We start from the raw sequence: 5,095 nt of genomic DNA on the forward strand, positions 1-5,095 counted from the left end.
GGCCTCGGTACATTATTGGGACACGGATATACGGTAGTGGGTTCTATTGGCGCAGATCGTGCACGCCGAGCTCTCTCCACATCCACTCGAAGCTGTAGGTCGCCATGGGATCGGCGATGTCCGTCTGCTTAGCGGACTGGTTTTCGAGATATTTGAGCCAGTCCGCGACCTTCTGGCGGCCAGTCGAGGATTTCACGGCTTGTCGTGGCGTCTTGTTACCAAGCATGCCTACAGGCTGATCGAGGGTTTCGCGGTATTGACGGTCCATGAACTCATGGACCACCTGCTCCGCAATTTCGGGTGGGATGTCGGAAGCCGCTTCTCCACATTCGCGCGGTGGCCGCTCGGCCATCATCTGTTCGACAGTGCGGATTTTGGTCAGCGGCGCGCGGACGAGATCGCCGAGGGCGCGCCGGACCAGGGCCGTTCCTTTCTCCGCGCGCGCACCGGAATTGGCTGACAGGTGCAGGAAGCGCCCTTTCAGTTCCACATTGCCCAGCACACGCAGACCGTTGTCCATGGTGGCGTCGAAGGAAAGCCCGTCGGCCTGTTTCGCCTTCCCTCTGTTCTTCGGCTTGTCCTCGAGCCAGTTCCAGAACTTCGCGTTCTCCTGCGACATTCCCGGAATGGCGTTCACCCGCGCGGCGATATCCTTCTGTGTCACGCCACTTGCCAGGGGGAATCTGACATCGTGGAACATGAGATCGTCGCCATCTGAGTTCTGCATCGGTGGCAGTGCCATTGCTCGATCAAGCGTATCGAACAACCATGACAGCGTGAACATGGAAGCGATTGCTCGAAGATCGTCGTCTCCTACGGCTGGGAGTTTCTTTATTTTCTTCTTTCCGAACATCTGCCGCAGACCGTCGAACAGCGCTTCCGAGGCCAGGGGCGTGTAAGGCAACAGGCCGCCGGCGAAAATATTCTTGCCCAGAACCGGCACGATACGAGCGGCGATCCTGTCCCATTGCTTCAAGGTCTGCGTTGCCGTGCCCTCGCTGACGGCGATCGGCTCACCGCCGCGGATGAGATCACGCGCCATGAGCGATTTGCCAGGTACGACGTCGCTCACTTCGTAAAGGCTCATGACCGATGTCCGCAGCGCTTTCATATAGGCTTCCACCTGTGCGCCTTCCTTCCAGCCACGGCGCTTGAGATACTCGTCGACAATATTGATGCCCTCGACGTCAAAATCCTGCGCCAGGAAATCCTCGAACGCACAGCCCCAAAGGGTCATGGCCCAGTCGTCGCCGAGCATTTCGGCAAGATCATCGAACGCCATGTCCCCTGCTTCGAGCACCGGGCCGAAGTGATCGTCGAACACCTCCTCGAAACAGCCGCGCCATTCGTCGCGGGCCAGGAACTTCATCAGTCCCTTGAGATCATGACTGGCTGGCATGGTCGGTCTCCAAGTGCTGGCGGTGTTCGGCAACGATGCGCGAGACTGTCGGCTCGCTGACATCATAAAGCCTCGCCATTTCGGCGCCGCTCTTGCGGCCCGACAAGACGCTTTCGGCGATTTCCTTGCGTTTCTTCTGATCGAGCTTCCTGCGACGCCCTCCGATCCTGCCCTCGGCACGCGCCTGGGCAAGTCCGGCCGTGGTCCGCTCCCGGATCATGGCGCGTTCGAATTCGGCAAAGGATCCCACCATCTGCATCATCATGCGGCCTGCCGCCGTTGTGGTGTCGATCGCCTCCGTCAACGAACGAAATCCCGCGCCGGCACTAGCGATCCTGTCCATCAGGTGCAGAACGTCCTTCAGCGAGCGTGACAGGCGATCGAGCTTCCAGACGACGACAGTGTCGCCGTCGCGCAACTGATCGAGCATGCGATGAAGCTCGGGGCGTTCCCAGCGCCCGCCCGATGCTTTCTCTTCGAAGACGCGCTTGCAGCCGGCTTCGGACAGGGCGCGTGCCTGGGCCCTGTTCGATTGGTCGTCACCCTTGCTTACGCGGGCATAGCCGATCAGCATGATGTCCCTTTCAAAAACGGTCGTTTGCGGAACTGCGGTGGTCCCGCTGACGAATCAGGATGAAAATCCTTTCACAATCCTCTTTCAATGTGGGGACGAAAGGCAAACAGTTTTTGAAAGGACAAGCGAAATGCCGGCACGGATATCGATGACAAAGAAACAGCGCAACGCGCTGCTGGCTTTGCCAGAGGCTGAGGATGAGGTCGTCCGCCACTACACGCTGGCAGCTGCCGATCTTGCTGCAATAGGCAGCAGCCGCACACCGGAAACGCGCCTGAGCCATGCCCTGCAATTGTGTTGCCTGCGTTATCCAGGAAGGCATCTGCGACGCGGGGAGTTTCTGCCTCCGGTCATGCTGGACTATATTGCCGAGCAGATCGGCGCCGGCACGGAGGCGATCGCCCGGTTCGCTCGGCGTGGCGCGACACGGTACGAGCAACTGGCTGCGATCAAGCAATATCATGGCTATCGCGACTTCACGAGACCAGCTCGTTCGGTTCTCAGCAATTGGGCCGAGCACGAAGCTCTCGGCCTGACGGACGGGCGAGTCCTTCTCGGACGATTGATCGAGAAAATGCGGGAGGAAAGGATCGTCATCCCCGGCATTACCGTCGCCGAGCGCCTGGCGGCTTCGGCAATGCATGCGGCCGACGGAATGATGGTGGCCAAAGTCTGCTCACTGCTCGACGGAGGCCATCGTCATCAACTGGATGCGCTGCTCGTCGACAAAACACATGTCCGTCAGACAAGGCTGTCCTGGCTGCGCGAGCCGCCTTCCCGGGTCGGTGCGCGGCCGTTGACCGAGATCCTCGAAAAGACTGCCATCGTCCGCTCGACGCTTGACGGCATCGGCACCCTGCCGCCCACTTTTGGTCCTCGCCTGGCAAAGATGGCGAAGGAGGGGCTTCTCTACACCTCCCAGGCTTTCCAGCAGATGGGCGCGGATCGCCGCCACACCGTCATGATCGCCACGCTGCGCGAACTTGAAGCCACATTGACCGACGGCGCTCTTTCGATGTTCCAGTCATTGGTGGCACGGGCGAACCTGCGCGCCCGAAAGCGGCTCGAAGAGACAATTGCCCTCACCGCCGAGCAGGGCCGCACCCGACTGGCGCGCATCGCCGATGTATTGGAGGCACTCGTTACCTCCGCGAGAGAGGGTGGCGACATCACTTCCGCCGTAACCGAAATTGCGGCGCTCGACATCATCGAAGACGATGCGGCCACCATTCGCCGGTCGCTTCGGCCAGGAAGGCCGGACATCATCAGCGAACTCCCGCGCGAATACCACGTCTTCAGGCAAATCGGTCCCCACTTCCTGTCGTCTTTTGCGTTCGAGGGCAACCGCGCTGCGAAACCGTTGCTGGATGCCGTCGCCATTCTCGCGGAAATCGGCGGAGACAAACGTCGGCGACTGCCTGAGACGATGCCGCTCGCCCATATCGAGCGGCGCTGGCGGCGTCATGTCTTCACAAATGGTTCGATCGACCGGACCTGCTACGAACTTGCGACATACTTCGGTTTGGCCAGTGCATTGGCGAGCGGAAGCGTATGGGTTCCGACCTCACGCATACACCGGTCGCTGGATGACCTGCTGGCGAACGACAAGGCGGACACCAACGCGCTGCCGGCACCTCTGAGTGTCGACGCCGACACATATCTGGACACGCGGGCGGCAGCATTGGACACTGCCTTACTGTCGGCAGCTCGAGGGTTGGCGGTCAGGGAACCGACGCTGTTCGCGGGCGGGCGGCTGCGTTTCCCAAAGGATCAGGAAGACGCCGTGCAGGACGATAGCACGGCCGTTATCGGCGCCCTCTACCGCTTGATGCCCCACGTCCGCATCACCGATCTTCTCGATCAGGTCAATCTGTGGACGGGCTTTGCGGAGCATTTTACGCATGTCTCGACGGGCCTGCCGCCAACGTACATGCGGCCGTTCATGGCGACCCTGATTGCGGAAGCGACGAATCTCGGCTTGTCCCGAATGGCTGAAATCAGCGGCGCGGGATCGCGGCGTGCTCTCCTGCGCATGCAGATGTGGCACATGCGGGAAGAAACCTTCCGCGCCGCCCTCGCCAGCCTGACGGACGCCATCCATGCGGAGCCGATTGCAGCGTGGTTTGGCGAAGGCTGGCGTGCATCGGCAGATGGGCAAGCTTTTTATCTCGGCGGACCAGGTGAAGCCGGCGGCGCCGTCAACGCCCATTACGGACGAGACCCGATCGTCAAGATCTACACCACGATTACCGACCGGTATGCCCCGCTTCACCAGAAGGTGATCGCCGGCACCGCAAGCGAGGCTGTGCATTCCCTGGACGGAATCTTGGGGCATGAGAGCAGCGTCGACATTGCCGCGCTCCATGTCGACGGCGGCGGCGTCTCGGACATCGTCTTTGCCGTCATGCATCTGCTCGGTCTGTCGTTCGAGCCCCGCATCCCGCGCCTGTCAGACCGCAAGCTCTATGCCTTCGAACCCAAGGGCAGATACAATCCTCTCACGCCCTTGTTCGGCAACCGGTTGAACGTGCAGCTGATCCGCTCGCACTGGGATCAGATTCAGAGAGTGATCCACGCCCTCAGGCATAAAGTCGTGACGCCTTCATTGATCCTGAGGAAGCTCTCGGCGTATCGGCAGCAGAACAGCCTTGCCGCCGCGCTGCGCGAGATCGGCCGGATCGAGCGCACGCTGTTCACCCTGCGCTGGTTCGAAGATCCTGATTTGCGCAGGCTTGTCACGTCGGAGCTCAACAAGGGGGAGGCACGGAACTCTCTCTCCAGGGCGGTCGCCTTCCACCGTCTGGGGCGTTTCCGCGACCGCGGGCACGAAAACCAGTCGAGCAGAGCCGCCGCCCTCAACCTCGTCACGGCCGCTATTATCCTGTTCAACTGCCGCTACCTCGGACGTGTACTGACGGAAACGAGGGCACGAGGTGTGAAAATCGAAGACACGATCACGGCTCGCCTCTCGCCGCTGGGCTGGGATCACATCAATATCACCGGCGATTACATCTGGTCCGAAGCCTTGCCGCTCGACACCGATGGATATCTGCCCCTGCGCGGCAATCAGGCATGATTGCCATGCCTACCGTATATCCGTGTCCCAATAATGTACCGGTGCC

Annotated in this window: 3 protein-coding genes; 1 reads left to right on the top strand and 2 read right to left on the bottom strand. The window is 60.8% G+C overall.

Translation table 11 applies throughout. The features are described from left to right. Nucleotides 1-43: 43 nt before the first annotated feature. The gene (locus ACWGS9_RS33965; RefSeq protein WP_454509308.1) at nucleotides 44-1,399 is read right to left on the bottom strand and encodes a hypothetical protein; all 1,356 of its coding nucleotides are present in this window, start codon (nucleotides 1,397-1,399) and stop codon (nucleotides 44-46) included. Next, nucleotides 1,383-1,973 carry a recombinase family protein gene (locus ACWGS9_RS33970; RefSeq protein WP_454509309.1) on the bottom strand — a complete coding sequence of 197 codons (591 nt, stop codon included), beginning with the start codon at nucleotides 1,971-1,973 and terminating at the stop codon, nucleotides 1,383-1,385. Before ACWGS9_RS33970 ends, ACWGS9_RS33965 begins: the two co-directional genes overlap by 17 nt. Here ACWGS9_RS33970 and ACWGS9_RS33975 point away from each other — a divergent pair. Continuing rightward, nucleotides 1,972-5,049, top strand: a complete 3,078-nt coding sequence (locus ACWGS9_RS33975; protein WP_454509310.1) for a Tn3 family transposase — start codon at nucleotides 1,972-1,974, stop codon at nucleotides 5,047-5,049. The genes ACWGS9_RS33970 and ACWGS9_RS33975 overlap by 2 nt on opposite strands. Nucleotides 5,050-5,095 lie beyond the last annotated feature (46 nt).

The sequence above is a fragment of the Mesorhizobium sp. Arg314 genome (assembly GCF_053714275.1).